This is a genomic window from Hymenobacter sp. M1-2 (genome assembly GCF_057808495.1).
Map to the genome: position 1 here is coordinate 386377 of NZ_JBTYZO010000001.1, position 20348 is coordinate 406724.

Sequence of the window (20348 nt, forward strand, 5' to 3'; positions counted from 1 at the left end):
CAATATTTGTCGCAACTTGGTTGGCACGCCCAGTTCGTCCTGTGAATTAGGGGCAAAGCAGGCTCGCAATGAATTGCACCAGATTGCGAGCAGTATTTCACCCGATTACTTGCGTTGTTGCCAGGCATACAGGCCCACGGCGAGGCCGGCGGCCAGAGCGGCGGCCCATTTCTGGCCGTTGCGGGGCGTTCTGGAGGCGCTCCAGCCACCGGAGATGCCGTTACCGTGAGGGGCCGGAGCGGGGCTGAAAAGGCTGCCTTCCGTGATGGGCACGTGCTTGGCCTGGTCCATGTAGCGGGAAAAGAACTGCATGAACGCCCAGCGGGTGGTAGCCGGCGCCAGGCCATACGTGAGGCGCAGCGCTTTGCCGGTCCAGCCTACTATCACCGACGGTTGGGGGTGCCGGGCCAGGGCCACGATGGTGTCGGCTACTTTCTGGGCGGGGAATACGGGCGGGGCGGGCTTGATGAGGCGGCCGGTGTAATTGGCCCCGTGCTGGAAACCGGGCGTGTCGATGTAGGAAGGGTGGACGTCGCAGACGTGGATGCGAGGCTCGGCGCTCAGCTCGGCGCGCAATGTGTCGAAGAGGCCGCGCAGGCCGTATTTGCTGGCGGTGTAAGCGGTGGTGTAAGGCTCGGGCAGCCAGGCTCCCAGGGATACCACGTTGATGAGAATGCCGCGCCCCTGCCGCCGGAAGTAGGGCAGCACGGCATAGGCGCCGTAGAGCGAGCCGAAAAGGTTGATGCGCAACACCTGCTCGTGGGTGGGCAGCGGCACTTGCTCGAACAACCCCACGGCCCCTGCCCCGGCATTATTCACCCAGATATCAATGCCCCCGCCCCCGAAAGCGGCGGCAGCTTCGGCGAGGTGGCGCACGGCCTGCGAATCGGTAACGTCGGTGGGTACGGGCAGGGCTGCGCCGCCGAGGTGCTCGCATTCGGCGGCCACGTCGGCCAGAACTTCGGCGCGGCGGGCGGCCAGCACCACGCGGGCCCCATGGCGGGCGAAAGTGAGAGCTGTAGCGCGGCCAATGCCGCTGGAAGCGCCAGTAATAACGACAGTGGCGTCGCGGAGGGGGTGCTTGGTCATGGAGGAGGCGTGAAGGGCGAATCCAGGGTATACAGCCGGGCCGCGGCCGGAGTTATGGCCGAGCCTGACCACCCCGACCGGCGCCCAGCGCCTGCCCGCCGCCAACCGCATCACCCTCGCCCAGCTCTACGCCACGATGCGGAACTTGATAGCCGACGGCTGGAACCTCTACTGCGGATCCGACCCTGTGCGCCTCAAGGACTACATGGAGGCGCAACTGCTGAAGCGCGTCCGCCGGGAGCGAGGGGGAGAAAGAAGAGCCAGCTCAGATTACGGGCAATAGGGAAAAGAAGTGAGGTTAGCAAAAGGCCCCGGTAGTTGCCGGGGCCTTTTTGGTTACTTTTGATTATTACTCACGTTACGTTCTTGCTATGGATACTGCCGCCATTACCGCTTACATTGAACTGAACCCGCAGGTGCGCTTTGGGAAGCCCATCGTGAAGGGCACGCGCACGACGGTAGCGGAGGTGCTGGAAATGCTGGCCAACGGCATGAGCGCCGCCGATATCGAAGAAGATTTTCCGGCTATTGGCGCGGCGCAGGTGCGGGCTTGCTTGCTGTATGCGGCTAAGCAGCTGCCGTAGCTTCTAGGCGAGCAGAAGGAGTTTGGGTTGTGGCTGCTGCGGCTGGGATAAATTTGCGCTCGGGATGGATGAGCAGATTTTACTAGCCTCTGATTGATTTTATTGCCATCGCAGCTTTTACCAAGGTATTAGCGAGGGCGAAAAGAACTGCTAATGCCGCGGTTGATATGCGGACATAACAAGACGTTCAAGCAAACGCACTGATGATTTCCGCTTCTGTCAAATGCTTGGCGGCGGTCAGGGACATGGAATAGTTGTTATTGTATAGAACCAGGACTGCCTGTTGGGGAAATCGGGAGCAGGCCCACAGCATGAATTCCGCGCCTAGTTCGAGGGTAGAAAACTCTATGACGACCGTGTGGCCGTCTTAGTACCCTGATTTTGCGGCCAGCTTTTCAACTGGCAAGTCACACTACTTTATCAAGCTAATCGACGCGCTGCGGCATTTTACGCCCGAGTTGATGGGTGATATTGAGGCTGAGCAGGAATGGGAAGAAGTTGCGTTTCCGCACTCTATCCAGTGCAGGAGAACAGTTCGGGACAGCCTCAATTGGGTAGCCATTTGCCACGAGCGGCCTACCCCGCCCTTCTCTCTTGAGCTAGCGCCGGAGCGTAGATACATCCCTTAGCACGAACCTGCCCGCACTAAATGATGGAAAGCTCGATGAGAGCCTAAGACAACGTATTGTGGCCGGCAACACTCGCAGGGATGCCGACCCAATCTTAACAGTTGCTGCGCGATACCAATGGGCCGGCTAGCAGCACTTAACACCCATTACGCCTTAGTTGGCCTGCTGAGCCTGCACTAGTTGGCGGTAGTGCGCCAGGGTCGCCTCCTTGTCAGTCGCCAATTGCTGGAGTAAGGTCGCGTTGCCCCCTGCCGGACTGTACTTAGCTCCCCAAAGGGTAATTTCTATTAGTAGGGGAAGTAAATCCAGCCCTTTCTCGGTGAGGCGGTAAGTGAACTTTGACTTCTTGTCGGCGGCGACTTGCTTGGTGACAAATCCCTGAGATTCGAGCGTGGCAAGCCGGTCGGCGAGGATGTTGGTCGCCATCTTTTCAGTTGATTGCAGGAACTCGCCATACGTCGATTTGCCCTCGAACACCATATCGCGCAGGATTAGCAGCATCCATTTATCGCCCAGTACATCCAGGGAAAAGCTGATAGGGCAGTCAGAACGGGGTTTTTGCGACTTCATAGAAAAAGAATGTTTGTTTTACTTGCAAATTGAAAGTTAAATACCCTACATTTGTCTTGCAATGTGCAAGCGAATTTACATCTTTTTATCACTCCGCTTGCCATTGAGTACACCAACCAACATAACGTAAGCGAAATGAATTTCTCGGAAAAAAATGTGGTCATCACGGGCGGCAGCACTGGAATAGGGTTTGCCACTGCTCAAGCCTTTCTCAATGCTGGTGCCACGGTTTGGATAACGGGTCGAAGCGAAGGCAACCTACAGGCCGCTGCGGCCAAGCTCAATAGTCCTAACCTAAAAACGATTGTGGCAGATACCTCAAGTCTAGCCGGGGTCGCTGATTTAGAAAAGGTGGTAGCGGAGAGCATTAAAACCCTCCATGTGCTGCTGCTGAACGCCGGAATCGGGGTTTTTGCTCCCATCGAACACACGACCGAAGCAGACTTCGATGCCCAGTTCAACACCAACGTGAAAGGGCATTACTTTACCTTGCAGAAGCTGATGCCGTATTTGGTGGGAGGCTCCGTCGTGTTGTTCACGTCTTCGATGGTTGCCACCGCCGCCAATCTCAACACGAGTGTGTATTCGGCGACCAAAAGCGCGGTGAACAAAATCGCGCAAGTAGCCGCCAATGAACTGGCCGAGAGGAAAATACGAGTCAACATCGTGAGTCCGGGGCCAGTTGAAACGGACGGTTTACTAAGCGTAGTACCCAAAGAAGCGCAGGGTTCTCTGGCTTCCACTACCGCGCTACAAAGATTGGCTCAACCGGAAGAAATTGCCAAAACCATCCTGTTTCTAGCTTCTGATGATGCCAGCTTTATTACGGGTACAGAGCTTCTTGTTGATGGAGGCTATTCCACGTATTCGTATAAATAAGCGCAGGGTCAACCTCAACCATAAAAAAAGCGGCAGTATGCCGCTTTCGTCGGGGCCCAGGACGCCGTCGGTGGTTTCGCGCAGGTGCTGCTGGACCAGGGCATCGAAGAACTCGATGTAGGCGGTCTGGTCGGCTAGCATGGCCAGGGTGCCGGGCTGGCCGTGGCCCACGTACACCGTTTGGGCGTTCTGGTACTGCTGCTGCGCCTGGGCGAGCTGACGCCGCCACGCCTGCGAGTGGCTTTCTACCAGCCACGGGTGCACCTGGTGATAAGCCAGGTCACCGGCGAAGAGAGTGCCCGAGGCGGGCAAGTATACCACCGACATATTGGAGGTTTCGCCTTCGCCCAGGTCTTCTACCACGAAGTCGAGGCCGCCGATGGTAGCCACAGCAGCTCGTGAAAGTCGTGGCGGTGATGGCCGCGCGGCAAGGTGCGGTTTTGCTCCCAGCCCGGCGACACCGGCAGCAACTCACAGGAAAGCAGCCGTCCATCGGGCCGGACAAAGGGTACCTGCGGAATGGCGGGGCGAGCGGCCATGCTGAGGGAAATAACGGAAGCTTCTGGCAACAGCGCCGGCCCGCCGGCTTCTGCCGGCGGGCCTTGTTACAACGCTGCTTGAGTACAATAGGCGCTGCTAGCCGCTAGTGCGCTACCACCAGCCGTTGCACCGATACGTTCTTGCCAGCCTGAATACGGAGGAAGTACGTGCCATTGACCCAGGTGCCCGTGCTGAGGCTGTGGCGGCGACCGGCGAAACGGCTGGTGCGCAGGAGCCGGCCTTGCAGGTCGTAGACCTGCACCTGGCCTCCGGCTACCGTGCCGGGCAGCTCTAGCTGCACTTGCTCGGTGGCGGGGTTGGGGTAGAGCTGCGGCGCGAAGGCAGCTTGAGCCGCGGTGCTGTTAGGCCGGGTAGAAGTGAGGCGAAGCAGCCAGGACTGGTTGGCCGCCAGCGCCGGCAAGCTCACCGTCCAGCCGCTGACCGAGCCCTGAGCATCGACCGTAACCGTACCTGCCACCTGCCCCGACAGCAATTCCGTGACCTGGTACGCCCCCGCCGCCAGCGTGGACACGGGCAGCGACAAAGCAGGACTGTTGACGGCCGCGCTGCTCAGGTTGGACACCATCACCACCGCTTCCTGCTCGAACACGCGGGCGTAGCTGATTACCGCGCTGGCCGAGGCCGTGACGGGCAGCAAGTAGCCTTTGCGCAGCGGCGCGGAGGTGTTGCGCAGGCGGATGAGTTGCTTGTAGTGGTTGAGCAGCGAGGCCGGGTCGGCCGCTTGCGTAGCCACGTTGAACTGGGCGAAGTTGGAGTTGATGGTGCGCCAGGGCGTGCCGGTGGTAAAGCCCGCCTGGGCGCCGGCGGTCCACTGCATGGGCTTGCGCTTGTCTTCGTCGGGGCCGGCGCCGAGCATGCCTACTTCTTCGCCATAGTACACGAAGGGCACGCCGGGCATGGTGAGGTAGAGCGCGGCGGCCTGCTTCATGCGGGCCTGGTTGCCGCCAAGCACGCTCATTACGCGGTCCTGGTCGTGGTTGGTGAGGAAGGTGGCGTACTGGAGCTTGGGGTAGGAGCGGTCTACGAGGGCCAGCTGGTTGCGCAGGGCGGTGGGATTGCCGGTGCTCACGCCGTTGAGGATGGCCGAGGCCAGATCGAACTCGAAGCAGGCGTCGAGGCGGTCGTTGAGCACGTAGGGCACCACGGCGGAGGTGGCGGTCCAGGCTTCGCCCACGTTGAAGGCGTTGAGGTTGGCGGTCTTCACCACGTCGTGGAATTCCTCCAGAATGGCCAGGGTTTCGGGCGTGTTTTCCTGTACCGCGCCGTCTTCGTCGAGGTGCTTCACGCCGTCGAGGCGGTAGCCGTCCACGCCTTTGTTGAGCCAGAAGCGGGTCACGTCCCACATGGCGGCTTTCAGCTGCGGATTGCCCCAGTTGAGGTCGGGCATGCCGCTCCAGAACACGCCGTAGTAGTAGCTGCCGCCGCGCGCGTGCCACACCGGCTGGCCCCAGGGGCTGAGGTAGCCGGGGTTGGTGTTCGACCAGATATACCAGTCGCGGAAGGAGTTGGTGGCACTGCTGGCCGACTGCGTGAACCAGGGATGTTGAATGGACGAATGATTCAGCACCAAGTCAATCACTACTTTGATGCCGCGGGCGTGGGCGGCGGCCAGGAAGGCCTCAAACTCGGCCATGCTGCCGTAGTCGGGCTCGGTGGCCAGGTAGTTGGTTACGTCGTAGCCGTGGTAGCTCGGCGACTCGGCGATGGGCATGAGCCAGATACCGGTGATGCCGAGGTCGGTGGTGGTGGCCGGGTTACCGTCGTTGAGGTAGTCGAGCTTCTGGGTGAGGCCGGCGAAGTCGCCGCGGCCGTCGCCGTTGGTGTCGTAGAAGCTGCGCACGAAGATCTGGTAAAATACGGCGTCGTTCCACCAGTGGGTGGTGTAGCCGGTGAGGGAGGGGCCGCAGGCCTGGCAGGTGCCGAAGCAGGCCGTAGGCACCGTGTTCACGGCGGCCGTGGCGTCGAGCATGCGGGCCAGGGCGCCGGTGCCGTCGTCGGTGCCGCAGGCGGCGGGCACGGTTTCGGCGTTGGCGGCCGCGTTGCCATTCACGAAGCGGTACTGGAAGCGACCGGGCGCGGGCAGCGAAATCTGCACCTCGTAGATACCATCGCCGTCGGCATCGGTGAGGGGCAGGGCAGCTGGGTTCCAGTTAGGGCCGTAGCCGGCCAGTGCCTGGAAGTTGCCCACCACATGTACCCCGTTGGGCGACACGGTCTGGCCGCGCATGTTCACCGAAAACAGCACCTGCGTAGCACATTCGCCGAACGCCACACTAGGTAGGCGCACGGCCATAGCGCCCACCACCACTTGGCGGTTCACGTTGCCCCCACCGTCGTCTTGGCCGCAGGTAACGGGGGGAAGCTCGGCACCGGGCCAGGCGTTGCCGTTCACGAACTTATAGAGGTACACGCCCGTCGGCACGTTCACCGTAACCTCGTAGACGCCGTCGTTGTCAGCGTCGGTGAGGGCGGTGGTAGCGGGGTTCCAGTCGGCGGGAAAGCCGGCCTCATTCTGGAAGTTGCCGGCCACGTGTACGCCACTAGCTGACACGGTTTGGCCGCGCATATCAACCCGAAAGGTGAGCGGCACGGCCTGGGCTGCTAGGGCGCCGAGTAGGGTGAGGAGGAGTAAAAGGTATTTCATGCGATGGGCTTGGCGAAGAGGCAACAGGTGCAGAGATTAAAAGTAGCTGATAAGCACGGGAATTGATAGCAAGACCATGAAGTGACGTGCTTAAATAGGATTAGGCTTTCCCTAAGTCAGAGTCGGGAAGCTAGGTGGCGGAAAACCAGGGTGTCAGGTAGCATCTATTGCCTGCTTGCTCGGTGTCTTTTGCTTACGCGCCGTGGGCCGGATAGCATGAGGCGGAAATGAGGCCGCCCTCCGTGCGGCCGCCATAGAATGGCACCGGCGCGGAGGGCGGGAAAAGGGAGGGGTTAAGCTATGGAAACGGTTGTCCGAACGGAAAAACCTTAGCGAACAACGAGCTTCTGCGTGACCGGGCCTTCGGGCGTTTCCAGGCGCAGCAGATACACACCGCGCTGCTGATTGCGCAAGTCAACGGGGCGGCCATTGGCCAGGCTGCTGGCCGCTTTGCCTTGCTTGAGCACCAGGCGGCCAAGAGCATCGGTTACGGTGAAAGGCGCGGTGGCTACCGCTGGATTCGATAAAGAAGCCAGAGAGAACTCGCCAGTGGTGCTTGGGTTAGGATATACACTCAGGGCAGCTTTGAGCTGAGGATTTCCAGTTGAAGCGACGACACCGGCGAAGGAAAAATCATCGACCAGGAAAGAGGAGGTGCCTGTAGCCGTTTCATTACCAACGATGTAAATAATACGGAGGGTATCCGGCGTTTCGGTCGTGAAATACTCAATCGGTATGGAGCCTTGGGTATAGGTGTTGGTATTGACCCGAGAGGTGATTGAGGGGGCGGCGCCGCCAATAATCTGGCCGTTTTTGCTCAGGAACACGCCTGCTACCACGGTATCGTTGGCCGCTATGTTGGCCTTGTACCAAAACTGGAGGCTGGTGGGGCGGCCGGTGTAGGCAATACCACCCGTTCGAACAAGGTTGCCGGTTAAGTCAGTGTTGGCAGGGGTACCTAATAAGAAGATAGAGGGAGTTCTGAAAGGGCCTTGGGTGCCATTTAGCACCTGCGTCTGCAATTGGGCCGCCGAGCTGCCGGTGTGGCCGTCGGTCGATTTGGTAACAGTGCCGGCATCGAAGGTAGCGCCGACGGTCAGGTAGAAGTCGTCGGTGGTGTACCAGCCTTGCGGGCTTTCAATGAGGTTGTTGCCACGGGATTCCCACGTTTCGAGGCCGGCATTCGGGATGGTTTGGGCCGAGGCGGTATGAACTGCCAGCAGAAGAGCAGGCGCATACAAAAGAGAGCGTAGTAAGTGTTTCATTGATGGGGTAAGAAGGGATGTGAAAGGATGGAGTTTGAGCGGGTGAAACTAGGACCAGAAAGGCAAAAACAGACACTTTGTTTTAGGCAAGAGGTGTACAAAAAGTTGCCATGATGATGCGGTAGGTGGGCCGGAAGTCAACAGCAGCAAAGCGGATTCTTCTTGCCAGTAAGCAGTTGTCTTAGGAAGATCAGGCACCTGCTGCTTGATTTTTCTAAAGTCTAGAGACGCATGTTTGGGTCATTTCGTTGCTTATTTCGGGTAGAGCGTACTCCCCGAATGGCCTCGTGGGGCATGTGGACAGCTGTTGCGCCGCGCCGACAAGGCCACCAGACCCCAGCCTTGTTTTATGTTTGCGGCTATGGAAAACAACCTCGCCGACTTGCAGTATCCCATTGGGCGGCCCGTACTGCCGGAAGCCCCTCTTACGCCCGCCGAGCGTGAGGTATACATTGCGCAGCTGGCCGAGCTGCCCGCGCAGCTCACGGCGGCGGCCCGGCGAGCTGGCGGTGTGCGGCTGGAAAACAGCTACCGCCCCGGCGGCTGGACCGGCCGGCAGGTGCTGCACCACGTGGCCGACGTGCACCTCAACTTCTACCTGCGCTACCGCCTGGCCCTCACCGAAGACCACCCCACCATCCGCGCCTTCGACATGAACGCCTGGGCTGCGCTGCCCGACAACGACGCGACGCCCGTGACGGTGTCGTTGGGGCTGCTGGAGGCTCTGCACACGCGCTGGGTGACGTTGCTGCGCCACCTGGATGAGGAGCAGTGGCAGCGCACCTTCTACCATCCTCTTTATCAGCAAACCTACACCTTGGACCAGGCGCTGGTGCAGTACAGCTGGCACGGCCGGCACCACCTGGCGCACATTGAGCTGCTGAGTCGGGAAGGGTAGGGGGAAGCAAGTGGCTTACTCCAGTTGGGGAGTAGCCGCGTAGCGGCGACAGGTTTGTAGCCCCAAGTCGGTTCGGGGGAGCGCCGCGTAGCGGTGCCAGATGGGCTGGCGTTTCTGGCACCGCTACGCGGCGCGGGGGCGTTTCAGGTCTGGTTTTCTACAATCCTTCAGCCGCTACGCGGCTACGCCACAACCTGAGTAAGCTTGTTTCTGAGCCTTTGCCTCACCTACAGACTCACATTGGATAAGAATATCTTGTTATGGTTGGCGGGGCAGAGCATTGCTTTGCGGGCGGCGGATCAGCGCGCTTGTGCCAATCTTGCCGCGAGAAACGAAGCCTCGTTTGCTGAGCCCTTGGTAGAGCAGTTCCTTGGACAAGCCGACGTCTGAGGGTTTGGAAAGCGAAGTGACGGGCAGGATCAAGGTGCATTGGGCCTGGTCGGCGAGGTGGCAGAGTTTGTCTAGTGCTGTGCTGCCGTGGCCCTGGCCAGGTAGGGTGCTGACGATGCGCGTCAGGTAGAACGTGGCATTGGTTCGCGGGTGGCCCTCTATCCAGACCTGGGGCGTGAGGGATGCACGACCGTTTGACCACGGTTGCAGCCAGGCATACAGCAGATCGGCGGGGACGAGGGGCGGGTTCATACTTGGGGAACCGGCGTTCAGTTGCTTGCTACCGTTAGCGCGGAGTTGGTGTTGCCTTTGCCATCGTTCTGGGTTTTGGGGTTGGTGGGGTCGGTTTGCCAGTTGCCATCTACTACTATTTTGTATTGGTAGCTGCCGGGGGGGAGTTGGAGGGTGCAGCGCCAGGTGTTGCCTTTTTTGAGGAATAGGGTGTGCAGCGGCTGCCAGTTGTTGAAGCTGCCGGCCAGTGTGATCAGGCGGGCGGTGGGGAAGCCGGGTAGTTGCAGCGTCACGTTGCCTTTAGTGGGCTCGGTGAGCTGGTTGAGGATGTTTTGGGCGGCTTGGTCGGTGGGTTTTAGGGCCACGTAGCGGCCTAGCATATCCTTGGCCTTGGCGTGGTTGTGCTGTTTGAGGTACGCAAAGGCTTGGGCCTTCAGGATGCCGGCCGACTGCGGGTAGTGCGTGCTGCCCAGCGCCAGCAGCGCCACGGCCTGGTCGAGTTGCGGGCCATCACTTAGTTCGTCGGCTATTCTGAGTAAGTCCTCTTCTGGCAGCTGGGCCGCGCCACGCCCGGTTTTGCCGCCTGGCTTGGCCCCCAGGAAAGGAGTTGCGGCGGCCACTGCGCCCTGCTTCAGCACCTTGCGGCTGACCTGCACGAAGGGGGTTTGGTAGGTGTCATATTCCAGGAAATCAGCGGGCTCGGGCGCCGGCTGGCTTAGCGTTTGGGCGGGCACGGCCGCCAGCACGCTCAGGCCGTTGCGGCTGTTGGTGAAGTACACGACGCCCTGTTTGCGGGTGCGCGACACGTAGAAGAAGCAGCGGAAGTCGCCGTTGTCGCCCCAGTGCCAGAACCCTTCGTTGCCGGCTTGTTGCACCAGCCCCACGCCCAGCCCCCACCGAATGACGGCGGAGGCCTGGGTGGTGTCTTGCAGGGTGCGTTTGGGCGTAGACAGAGGGTGGAAGAGGGCTTGCGCGGTGGCGGGTTTGAGGCCCTGGCCCGTGAGCAGGGCCACCAGGAACCGGCCGTAGTCGGTGGCGGTGGTGAGGAGGGAGTAGGCGGCGTTGGACTCTTGGTACCGTTCGAGGGGCGTGGGTTGGCCAAAACGGTTGTGGGGCGTGGCGTGGTTGGCTTCGAAGGCCGGCTGCCAGCGGAAGCTGCTGCGGCTCATGCCCAGGGGCTTGAACACGTACTGCTGCGCCACTTCGTCGAGGTCCTTGCCGGTGATGGTCATCACGACGCCCATCAGGTACACGAAGCCTTCGCCGGAGTAGCCAAACCGGGTGCCGGGGTCGGCGAGGAAGTTGAGCTGGCCGTAGCGCCAGTTGGGCAGGCCGGTTTGGTGGCTTAGGACCAGGCGGGCCGTGAGGCGCTTGTGCCGCTCGTCGTGCTCCAGGGCGCGGAAGGGCACGTATTGGTAGAGGGGCTTGTCGAGGTCGATTTTGCCTTCATCGGCCAGCTTGAGCACCAGGTAGGCAAACACGACTTTGCTGAGCGAGGCCGCCGAGAAAACGGTGTTTTCATCAACCCGGGCCGGCTTGCCTGCTTCCCGCACGCCCACGCCCTTGGCCCAGACCATGCCTTTGGGGTTGATGACGGCCACGGCCAGGCCCGGGATGCCGGCGCTGTCGATGAGGGTGGTTAGCGCGGCATCGGGCAGGGCGGCTTTTTGGGCCCGCGCGAGCTGGGGCAGGAGGAGAAGCAGGAAGAGCAGGAGTTTCGGGTGCGGCATAGGGGCGGGGGGTTGGGGGCAATTTCGCGGTAATTTGGGTAAGCTTGGCTATCGGGCAGTTAGCCGCTTCCTTCTTGGCTTGCTGCGCGACGGCCGTGGCGCAGGGGCTGGGGGCCTCACCCCCCGGCCCCCTCTCCTTCAGAGAGGGGGAGCCAGACGTCAGCAGGTGTACGTTGAGTTGAGAAATACTCTGGGTTGCTGGTTGGAGGGCGGAATCGTGGGTGGGCCGGGCGAGGGGGCATTATGGAGTGGGAGCGGGTGCCTGATGGAAAGCGCCGGGTGGTGGATGGGCGGCGGGTTGTTGTCGGCTTGCGGCTGACGGCTGTTCGGTTGCGGGCGATGTCTGTTCGGTTGCGGGTGATGTCTGTTCGGGTGCGGGTGATGATTGTTCGCTTGCGGGTGATGTCTGTTCGGGTGCGGCTGATGATTGTTCGCTTGCGGGTGATGATTGTTTGCTTGCGGGTGATGATTGTATGGTTGCGGGCGATGATTGTATGGTTGCGGGTGATGTCTGTTTGCTTGCGGGTGATGACTGGCGCGTTGCGGGTGATGATTGTATGGTTGCGGGTGATTGCTGTTCGCTTGCGGGTGATGTCTGTTCGCTTGCGGGTGATGGCTGTTTGCTTGCGGCTGCCATCTGCCGTCTGGAGTGTGGCGGCGGCTAGGGCGGGGCGGAAGAAAAATTTGTGATAGACATCGGTATATAGTTGTGCTTAGGTGGTAAAGTGGTAGCTTTTGCGGCTTGCCTGGTTGGGCAGGTTTATTTCCACTCTTACTTTTTTACGCATAGGCATTATGAACACCAAACAACAGAATCAGGCAACCATGTATGCGGCGGTGCTGCGCTTCTTCGCCGAGGCGGGGGCGCCGCTGGTGACTATTAAGCGCATTGGGGCGGGGCGCGACGCGCTGGCGGCGCTGGTGGCGCGTATCGCGGCCGTGGAGAAGGAGCAGGACCGCAGCACCGCCGGCATTACGCGCGCCCGCCAGGTGGTGAAGGCCGAGGCCGCCCAGAAGGGGGAAATTCTGCGGCTGCTCCTCACCACGGTCAGCTCCGATCCGGCGCTGCTCGGCGACCTGAAGGACCCGCTGAGCCGGGTGGTGAAAGCCAAGGAAGCGGAGCTGCTGACTTACCTGCGCAAGATTGACCAGAGCGTGGACGTGGTGGACCCGCAGGAGCTGGCCGATGCGGGCTACGACCCGGCCGTGCGCACCACGCTGCAAGCCGATATCCGGGAGCTGGCTGACACGCAGGCCACGGCCCGGCAGGTGGAAACGGGCACCAGCACGGCCACCGGGCAGCTGGAACAGCTCTTCGCCGACGCCACCACCGTGCTCGACAAAGCGCTGGACCCGCTGGTGCGCGCCCAGCAGCTGGCCCAGCCGGCGCTGGTGACGCAGTACGAGGCGGTGCGCCGACTGGTGCGCACGGCGGCCACCCGCGGGGCCCGGTACCGGGGCGTGGCGCAGTACGGCAAGCCCACGCTGGTCTACGACCGGCGCGAAACCAGCCTGCCCCAGCCGACGCTGGGCAACCGCAGCGGCAAGGGCCTCACGCTGCGCTACTACACGGCCCTGACCAGCACCGCCGCGCCGGCCCCCGGCCAGGGCGTGGTAGTGAAACACCGTACGGACCTGCGACTGGCCGATTACAGCCAGCTCGGGGCGGAAGAGGCGCCGTATCTGCTGGTGCTGCTGGAGCAGGTGGATGGGGAAGGTAGGTGGGTGGTGCGGTAGGGGGGCCTCACCCCCCGGCCCCCTCTCCCGTGGAGAGGGGGAGCCTAACGACTTCGGTTTAAATGGAAACGCCCCGGTGGTTGCCGGGGCGTTTTTTGTGTTACGTTAAATAAGTAAAAGGTATAGAGTAGACTTAATCAGGAACACAAACATTCCCCATTGCTACTTGAATGTTATGTATAGTTCTGCCTACCTATTAGGGTACAATAGGTCTTCGCTTTGTGGTGGCTCATTATAAGCTGCAAGCTCACGCAGTTTGTGTGTCTTTCAATAGCTATTATTGTCGTTCTGGATTTTTTTTCGTTCTACAAGTCTCTTGTTGATTCTGTTTAATGTGAATTTCAAGTCTTTCGTTGCGTCTAAAAATGAAGCGTCAGAATTTTCAAAAGAAGCAAATACGATAACCTGTTGTTCTGTGAAATTTGAGAGTTCTTCAAGGAAGGTTCTAAAATTTTTCATGGCGATATCTTGTTGTTTTGGTTCGTCAAATATTAGTATTCTAGGATGGTTAGTATTGAACTCGATAGCAGCTTTCAGTAGAGAGATGGTATAAGCCCAAATGCTCCGGATGAAGTCACTTGCCGAAGAGTCGAATATAATATCATAGTGCTTTTCAGCACCTGATTCAACTTTTTTCTTGATTACAGGTAGATAACTGTCATGCGAAATAATAATGTTTTCAAATGTCTTACTTCTATAGTTAAACTTATTAAGTAGGTTTATAAAATTGTTTTCCAAACTTTTTAGCTTATTTCTATCTTCAAATGAAAAAAAGTCTTTTGGTAAGTTCTTCTCTCTGCTCAAAATTTCGCTAAACTCTACAGAGAATTCCTTTATCTGTTGCTTTATTTCATATAATTCTTCGTTTACTCTCTCGTAGAAGTCAATCTGCTTTCTTAATGTAAGCTTCTTTTCTATCTCAGCTTCTGAGGGCATTCTGTCATTTTCTAATAGTTCTTGCTTTATTTTTCTAATTTGAGTTCTTGTCTCTGACAGCAGAATTTCCTGTTTAGATAATTCAAGTGACTTATTAGCTATTGATTTGTTTTGACCATTGATATATAAAGTAATCATTTTTTCCTGGGATTCGAGATATGAAATATTGTCTTCAATTCTCATTGGAGTTTGATTAATATCAATTGGCAGTAAGGAATCTTTTAATTCTTGTTCACACGTTGGACACACATTCAATGAGGTCATAGAGCCTATATCACCGCCAAATTTTTTTATTTTTAAAGCTCCTTTGTTCTTTTTTAGGTCATCTACTATTACTTTTAATTGATTATTGTATTGTTGTAATCTGTCTTTATCAAGATTGATTTCATTGAATAACAAATCATAATTTAAAGAAATATAGCTTAGACTCGTGCTTAAATCTTTTAGTAACAATTCGTTAGATTGAGTATTTTCTCCAACAGTTTTTGTTCTTTGTAATTCTATCTTCCGCAACGCTTGTTTAAAAGTATCTACGTATTCTGATAGAGATAAAGTATTGTCGCCCTTTATATATCTTATTTGTATATCATTAATGTTATTGATTATAAATGGTTTTGAATATATTCCTACGAGCTGGCCTCCGCTTCTTTCCGATAATCTATGTAGTTGGGAAAAAATATTTTCCCATTTACTTTGTAATATTTGCTTGTCTGTGTTTATCTGCTGTTTGTTTTTTTCATTTTCATATACGTCTAAGCTTAGGACGAACTCAAGTGCTCTTTCCTTTACATTCTTTGTGCTATAATAAGGTGTCGTAGCTAGGAAATCAGACCATCCTGCTTTTTGTTCAATTATGAAAGAAGGAGCTATTTGCTGTAGAAATAACCTAGAGAGGTCACCCTTAGTGTTTAAAACTTCAGGTAAATCCCATTCAAGAAACGTGGATAGGAACCTGTGAAAACCATAAAGTTCGTTGGTTGCACTGCCAGCATCATGTACATATGTTGGCATTACATCATAGAATTCCTCGGATTGAGTTAAAGCTGGTCCTAGTATAATATCAATAAGTTGCGGTTTCTTTATGCTGCTAATTACACTGCGTTTAAATGTTGCTACTTTGCTCTTGTTCTCTATTTCTAGATAAACGAAAGACTGAGTTACTTCGTAGAGACTACCATCTGCATCCTCTACGTAGTCTCTCAACACAGATTGCATTGTCTTTTCATTGCGGCCTCCAAGCAATTCCTCAAATCCCAAAGCATATAGGATAGCTTGAAACAAACTACTTTTTCCCGAACTATTATCACCTCTTATTATATTAAGACCTTGCTTAAAATTGAAATTAGTTTCAAAAAGCCCACTTGTGGTGTTGACCTCCAATTTGATAGCATTGATTTTAAGCATGTTCAATTATCCAGTTTTGAGACATTGACTTGATTCGAGACTCTGTTATTTTATTCTTGCCAATTGATTTTAGAAAGATTTTTTCGTTATTAAATAGTTCTTTATCCTGTTCTAATTTTGTGTATAAATCATCTCCTTTTTTTGTTAATTGATATTTTTGGTCGTTTGTCATAATGCATATATTATCCGCAACGGCTAGTTGCATAGCGCGATTTAAAGTAGGCTCCATTCCCCATACAGAAAAGTTGCCCTGATAATTACTTCTAATGAAATTTAATAACTTAATGCTATTAGCTTCGCTCTTGAGCGCCCAAGAGAATAGATGTAATTTTAGCAAATCAGATGTTTCATTTCGGCAACAAAGTTTTAAAACTATGACTATTTCTGCGATTTTATACATAGGTCGATAATTCACTGGAACGCCTATCGGGCGTTTCGTAAACGATAATTTTCTTGCTTCTATTGGTTCCATTACTCAAAATTAATAGGGCATCTTATTATCCAATCTGCTAGCACGTAATCACTCAATCTGTCAATCATTGCTTCATCGAGATTTGGAAAAGAACTTTTAAGTTTCAATTTCAATTCTAATCCTATTTCATCATAAAGAGTATTGCTGCTTAGAGTAGATAAGAAACATTTTTCAGCAACTCTCTTTTCGTATTGATCAACAATTCTAATGAATCTTTCATAGTCTTCCGGATAAGTTTGTTCCCATTTTCTTAAGAGAATATCGCCGTTAAGAAAATCGCTAATCGAGTTTTGTGTGAGGATATCTATTTTTTCGCCTTTGTTCTTAATTTGAGGTGGTAAGCGTAGCTCGTGCTTTCTAACAGCATTTTCAACGTATGGTATTTGAGCGGTTTTCCAATTTATAATGTCTGTAACTGTTGCAGTGTTCTGAGGTACTATGTCAACTTTGCGCTGCTGGTATCCTTTGACCAAGGCAACTTGTCCAGTGAAATTACCTATGTCATGTATCAAAACGTCGAAGCTGTTATCTAGAATAGATAAGTTTTTGTTTCTATATTCATCGGCTTTGTCCCTGCAATGCTTAACTAAGTCTTTCTTTTTATATTCGGGAGTTACAAATATCCATTCTTTTATCTTTATATCTTTGAAATATTTTTTTAGTTGATTTTCGTATAATACCAATTTGTTTAAATCGGATGTTACCTTATCCCTTTGCTCTTCATAAAGTTTGTCTGGTGGATAATCGACATCAGGACAATAGCATTGAAATACCTTGCCTGTTCTCGTAAACCCTTCAATGCCTAAGTCTCCTTGCCAAGCAGGTATTTTTTGATATCCCTCTATTTCATACTTCAACTTGAAGCATAGTTGGCAGAAGTCCTCCCAGGAATTTCCCTCAAAGGTGCCGTGCTCAGTTTTTATCATGATATACTTTTTATTATAAGTACTACACTAATTGTAATTCCTCGTTGCATGAAGTAATGATACACACTTCATCGTTTAAAAGAACCATTTTAATTGACTGTCATCGATTTTGTTCGAGAAAGGGTGTGGAAAGTTAACATATTTTTAACTAACTAAGCAAGCAACGAGATACATAAGTAATAGGACATATGGCTGTTTGTTCCTTTTTGCTGGAGGATGTATCGTCGTCTGCTACGAAGGAGCATACATCATCCTTCAATACTTAGAGAGTCGTAGCCGCGTTGTGAGGTGCGCTTTTCGAAACATCATGCTGCATTTTTGACATCCGATTGTGCTCAGCTCTATTGAGCGGTTTCAGCCGAATGAAGCGGTAGAGATGCTTCGACAAGCTCAGCATGACGTTCTTTTGGCGTAGTGCCTGCACACCCTACTTAGGACGTTCCGGCATGGCGGGCCTAATAACTCGGATGCGGTTGTTGTCCTCGTCGGCTACGTAGAGGGTGCCGTCGGGGGCTATGGCTACGGCGGCGGGGTGGTTGAAGCGGGCGAGGGCGGCGGGGCCGTCGCGGTGGTCGCCCATGGCTTGTCCTTCCATGCCGCCGCTCTCGTCGGGCCCGTAGAAACGCAGGTAGTATTCGTTGAGCGGCTGCTCGAAGCGGTGGCGGCCCACCTGCCCGGCCACGGTGGTTACCTCGCCCTGGGGGCTCACGCGGCGGATGAGGTGGTTGCCGCGGTCGGCGCTGAACACGTTGCCGTGCGCGTCTACGGCCAGGCCGGTGGGGTAGCGGAAGCGAGCCTGGGTGCCGGGGCCATCGGCATAGCCGGGCTCGTAGTCGCCGGCCAGTACCACTGGCCGGCCGCCATTGGGCGGGTAGCGGGTGAGGCGGCCTTGCAGCACGTACACGGCGCCATCGGGCCCCACGGCTACGGCGCCGGGGTAGACGTAGTGCCCTTCGTTGCTGAACGGGCTCACGCGCCGCGTATCGCCTTTTTGCAGGCTGCTCACCCGGCCTTTGGGGGAAATGCGGCGCACGCCCCCGGTTTCGTTGTCGGTTACGTAGAGCGTGCCGTCGGGGGTGGCGGCAATAGTGCTGGGGTTGTTGAACCGGGCCTTGGCGAACCAGCCGTCGTCGTTGCTGCCGGCCACAATGCCGGGCTGCCCGGCCCAGACCTGCACCTGGCCCTGGCGGCTGATGCGGTAGATGGTGTTGCGGCCTTCATCGGCCACGAATACGGCGCCATCGGGCCCCAGCGCTACGCCGGCCGGGCCGAATAGTTCTTCGGGTGCCTGGCTGCGTACTTCCGGCGGCGGAAAGCGGCCCGCGATGGTGCGTACGTCGCCGGTGGGGCTCACGCGGCGCACCAGGCCGTTGCCGAAATCGGCCACCAGCAGGTTGCCACTGGGTTCGAGGGCCAGGCCCCGGGGCCGGTAGAACGTGGCCGTCGCGGCGGAGCCGTCGAGGGTGGTGCGGGGCGGCTGCCCGGCCAGCGTGGTTACCTGGCCGGTGGGGGCAATGGCCCGCAGCACGCCATTCTGCACGTCGGACACGTAGAGCGTGCCGTCGGGGCCCAGGGCCAGGCCGTCGGGGAAGTTGAAGCGGGCGTCGGCGGGCGTAGGGGCATCGGCGTAGGCGCGGGCATCTTTCTGCCCGGCCCAGGGGCTGACGGGCTCGGTACGGTTGGGCAGAATGCGGCGCACGGTGTGGCGGGTATCACTGGAGGTGAAGTAGATGGTGCCCCGCGGATCGACCACCATGCTCTGAATTCCGTCGAGGTCCAGCTCCGCGCCCGGCCAGTTGCCGGTCCGGGTGTTGGTCATGGTCCCCGCCCAGGTGGTGACCTCCCCGCGCATACTCACCCGGCGAATGCAGCCGTTGCCCGTATCGGCTACCAGCAGGGCGCCATCGGGAGCCAGCGCCAGGGCCGTAGGATGTTCGAAGCGGGCGGCCCGGCCTACGCCATCTACGCTACCACCCCTGCCGTCTTCGTCCCGCCCGCCTGCCAACGTGCTGACCATGCCGGCCGGGGTAATTTTACGGATGGCTTTGTTTTGCGAGTCGGCCACGTACAGGTTGCCGGCCGCGTCGAGGGCCAGGCCGAGAGGATACCGGAACAGGGCCTGGGCGGCCGGTCCGTCGCGGTGGCCCGCTGCTTCGTCGCCGTAGCCGGGCTGCCCGGCTATGGTCGTTACCTCGCCCTGCGGGCTGATGCGGCGGATGGTGTTGTTCTCGCTCAGGTACACCGTGCCGTTGGCCGAGACGGTAATGCCCTGGGGCGAACCAAACCGGGCCGCCGCCCCCCGGCCATCGGCGGTGCCGGCGGCACCCGTGAGGCGCATCACCCCGCCTTCCTGCACCTGCACTTGTTGGGCTGGTGGCTCCCCGGCCAGGGTGCTCACCAGGCCCGCGGGGGTGATTTTGCGCACTTGCTGCCCGGCTACCAGATACAGATTACCTCGGGCATCGGCCGCCACGGGTCCCACGCGGTCAAATAGGGCGTTGGTTCCCCGCCCATCGGCGTAGGTGGGGGGCAGCGGCAGGCCCGCCAGGGTGCTTACCACCAGCGCGGGCGGAGCTTGGTTTGGGGTTTCGCCCTGGGTGGGTTCCGGCGAGAGGGCGGGGCGGGCCCGCCAGCTGCCCGCCGCCAGGGCCAGCACGCAGATTCCAATTAGGCTAAGGCTTAGGGGACTCATGTGGAATGTGTGACTGGTGGACCCCACCCCCGGCCCACGCCGCTTGATGCGCGGAATCCTCCGGGAGAGGGGTGCACCCCTCTCCCGGAGGATTCCGCGCATCAAGCGGCGTGGGCCGGGGGTGGGGTTGAGAAACCGCTCCGTAGCCGCTGTAAACTAAGGCAGCACTACTCCCGCTTCAATACTTCTTGAATCCCGCTCAGACCACCGGCAATGGCTTCTAGCTTGGTGAGTACCTGCAGGACCTGGCCGGCGCCGGAGTTGCGCAGGTTGTGGATTTGATGCTTGCCAATGAGCTTTCTTGGGGAGGTAATTAAGCCGCTTCTAGGATGAATTCGGCCGGAATCTGGAGTTCCTTGTAGAGCCGCTTGGCGAGGTCAAGGTTGATTTTACGCCGGCCGCGCAGTACTTCGCTCAGGCGGCTGGGGCTAATCTGGAGTAATTCGGCCAGCTGGTTTTGCTTGAGGCGGCGCTTGAACATTTCCACTTCGATGCGGCCCGCTAAGGTTTGCGGTGAGCCGGGCTCGTGGCCGTGGTCGTTTTCGTAAGCGTTGATGGCGTCGCGTAGCTCGATAAGATGCTGTTTCTTGGCATCGTCGGCAGCGTAATCTTCCCCTGCTAGCAGTTCGAACTGGTGTAGCGCGTGGGTATAATCGGCTTCGGTACGGAGTTGCATGGCGGTACTAGCGTTAGATGATACGGGCGTCGATT

At 56.8% G+C, this 20348-nt stretch carries 19 protein-coding genes; 6 read left to right on the plus strand and 13 right to left on the minus strand.

What is annotated here, in order from left to right; translation table 11 throughout:
* Window positions 1-105: 105 nt before the first annotated feature.
* Window positions 106-1089, minus strand: a complete 984-nt coding sequence (locus ACYSMN_RS01585; protein WP_488922077.1) for an SDR family oxidoreductase — start codon at window positions 1087-1089, stop codon at window positions 106-108.
* A gap of 136 nt (window positions 1090-1225) precedes the next feature.
* Here ACYSMN_RS01585 and ACYSMN_RS01590 point away from each other — a divergent pair, with 136 nt between their 5' ends.
* On the plus strand, window positions 1226-1372 hold the full coding sequence (locus ACYSMN_RS01590) for a hypothetical protein (protein WP_488922078.1): 147 nt from the start codon (window positions 1226-1228) through the stop codon (window positions 1370-1372).
* Window positions 1373-1460: 88 nt separating this feature from the next.
* Window positions 1461-1673, plus strand: coding sequence for a DUF433 domain-containing protein (locus ACYSMN_RS01595; protein ID WP_488922079.1), 213 nt, complete (start codon window positions 1461-1463; stop codon window positions 1671-1673).
* 782 nt (window positions 1674-2455) lie between these two features.
* Here the strand turns inward: ACYSMN_RS01595 and ACYSMN_RS01600 are convergent.
* Window positions 2456-2872: a winged helix-turn-helix transcriptional regulator gene (locus ACYSMN_RS01600; protein WP_488922080.1), complete on the minus strand. Its 417-nt coding sequence runs from the start codon at window positions 2870-2872 to the stop codon at window positions 2456-2458.
* Window positions 2873-2935: 63 nt separating this feature from the next.
* Here ACYSMN_RS01600 and ACYSMN_RS01605 point away from each other — a divergent pair, with 63 nt between their 5' ends.
* Window positions 2936-3751 carry an SDR family NAD(P)-dependent oxidoreductase gene (locus ACYSMN_RS01605; RefSeq protein WP_488922081.1) on the plus strand — a complete coding sequence of 272 codons (816 nt, stop codon included), beginning with the start codon at window positions 2936-2938 and terminating at the stop codon, window positions 3749-3751.
* Here the strand turns inward: ACYSMN_RS01605 and ACYSMN_RS01610 are convergent.
* From ACYSMN_RS01610 to ACYSMN_RS01625, 4 genes are all read right to left on the minus strand, one after another.
* Entirely contained in the window at window positions 3671-4141 is a 471-nt protein-coding gene (locus ACYSMN_RS01610; RefSeq protein ID WP_488922082.1) for an MBL fold metallo-hydrolase, read from the minus strand. The two genes, ACYSMN_RS01605 and ACYSMN_RS01610, sit on opposite strands and share 81 nt — an antisense overlap.
* Entirely contained in the window at window positions 4108-4290 is a 183-nt protein-coding gene (locus ACYSMN_RS01615) for a hypothetical protein (RefSeq protein WP_488922083.1), read from the minus strand. Before ACYSMN_RS01615 ends, ACYSMN_RS01610 begins: the two co-directional genes overlap by 34 nt.
* 104 nt (window positions 4291-4394) lie before the next feature.
* The gene (locus tag ACYSMN_RS01620; protein WP_488922084.1) at window positions 4395-6956 is read right to left on the minus strand and encodes an alpha-amylase family glycosyl hydrolase; all 2562 of its coding nucleotides are present in this window, start codon (window positions 6954-6956) and stop codon (window positions 4395-4397) included.
* 329 nt (window positions 6957-7285) lie between these two features.
* Window positions 7286-8221 (minus strand): T9SS type A sorting domain-containing protein, encoded by a 936-nt coding sequence (locus ACYSMN_RS01625; protein WP_488922085.1) that lies wholly within the window; start codon window positions 8219-8221, stop codon window positions 7286-7288.
* Window positions 8222-8582: 361 nt separating this feature from the next.
* Between ACYSMN_RS01625 and ACYSMN_RS01630 the strand changes: the two genes are divergently transcribed.
* Entirely contained in the window at window positions 8583-9119 is a 537-nt protein-coding gene (locus tag ACYSMN_RS01630) for a YfiT family bacillithiol transferase (RefSeq protein ID WP_488922086.1), read from the plus strand.
* Between the two features lie 258 nt (window positions 9120-9377).
* On the opposite strand, the gene ACYSMN_RS01635 is transcribed toward ACYSMN_RS01630, so the two are convergent.
* Window positions 9378-9761 carry a hypothetical protein gene (locus tag ACYSMN_RS01635; RefSeq protein WP_488922087.1) on the minus strand — a complete coding sequence of 128 codons (384 nt, stop codon included), beginning with the start codon at window positions 9759-9761 and terminating at the stop codon, window positions 9378-9380.
* Window positions 9762-9778: 17 nt separating this feature from the next.
* On the minus strand, window positions 9779-11470 hold the full coding sequence (locus ACYSMN_RS01640) for a serine hydrolase (RefSeq protein WP_488922088.1): 1692 nt from the start codon (window positions 11468-11470) through the stop codon (window positions 9779-9781).
* 258 nt (window positions 11471-11728) lie between these two features.
* Here ACYSMN_RS01640 and ACYSMN_RS01645 point away from each other — a divergent pair, with 258 nt between their 5' ends.
* Window positions 11729-12160 (plus strand): hypothetical protein, encoded by a 432-nt coding sequence (locus ACYSMN_RS01645; RefSeq protein WP_488922089.1) that lies wholly within the window; start codon window positions 11729-11731, stop codon window positions 12158-12160.
* Window positions 12161-12265: 105 nt separating this feature from the next.
* A complete protein-coding gene (locus ACYSMN_RS01650; RefSeq protein ID WP_488922090.1) occupies window positions 12266-13207 on the plus strand; it encodes a hypothetical protein in 942 nt (313 codons plus the stop codon).
* 267 nt (window positions 13208-13474) lie between these two features.
* Here the strand turns inward: ACYSMN_RS01650 and ACYSMN_RS01655 are convergent, their stop codons facing one another.
* From ACYSMN_RS01655 to ACYSMN_RS01675, 5 genes are all read right to left on the minus strand, one after another.
* Window positions 13475-15547 (minus strand): AAA family ATPase, encoded by a 2073-nt coding sequence (locus tag ACYSMN_RS01655; protein WP_488922091.1) that lies wholly within the window; start codon window positions 15545-15547, stop codon window positions 13475-13477.
* Complete coding sequence (locus ACYSMN_RS01660) at window positions 15540-16019, minus strand: hypothetical protein (RefSeq protein WP_488922092.1); 480 nt, start codon at window positions 16017-16019, stop codon at window positions 15540-15542. The genes ACYSMN_RS01655 and ACYSMN_RS01660 overlap by 8 nt, the downstream gene beginning before the upstream one ends.
* The gene (locus tag ACYSMN_RS01665) at window positions 16019-16876 is read right to left on the minus strand and encodes a hypothetical protein (RefSeq protein ID WP_488922093.1); all 858 of its coding nucleotides are present in this window, start codon (window positions 16874-16876) and stop codon (window positions 16019-16021) included. The genes ACYSMN_RS01660 and ACYSMN_RS01665 overlap by 1 nt, the downstream gene beginning before the upstream one ends.
* 496 nt (window positions 16877-17372) lie before the next feature.
* A complete protein-coding gene (locus ACYSMN_RS01670; protein WP_488922094.1) occupies window positions 17373-19637 on the minus strand; it encodes an NHL repeat-containing protein in 2265 nt (754 codons plus the stop codon).
* A gap of 313 nt (window positions 19638-19950) precedes the next feature.
* Window positions 19951-20313: a helix-turn-helix domain-containing protein gene (locus ACYSMN_RS01675; RefSeq protein ID WP_488922095.1), complete on the minus strand. Its 363-nt coding sequence runs from the start codon at window positions 20311-20313 to the stop codon at window positions 19951-19953.
* Window positions 20314-20348 lie beyond the last annotated feature (35 nt).